This window comes from Paenibacillus marinisediminis (genome assembly GCF_054343325.1).
Genome location: NZ_JBTGUH010000055.1, coordinates 1 through 223, shown reverse-complemented (window position 1 = coordinate 223; position 223 = coordinate 1). Strand labels below are relative to the sequence as shown.

The following is a 223-nucleotide window of genomic DNA, read 5'->3' as shown; positions in this document are numbered from 1 at the left end:
GAACTAAGGTTCCAATTTATCGAAGATCACCGCTCCGACTTTCGATTGGAGAAGATGTGCAGTGTATTGAAAGTGTCCAGGAGCGGTTTTTACGCATGGCGAGCAGCCGAAACATCTGAGACAGACAAACGTAGGGAGAAACTTACTGAGCGCATTAAATGGCACTTCTTCGACTCGGATGAAACCTACGGAAGTCCGAGAATACGCAAAGAACTCGTGAATG

The 223-nt window shown here is 46.6% G+C and carries 1 pseudogene; it reads left to right on the top strand.

Going from position 1 to position 223, the window contains the following annotated elements:
* Positions 1 to 223, top strand: a pseudogene (locus tag ACXX53_RS23230) (IS3 family transposase); the annotation flags it as partial.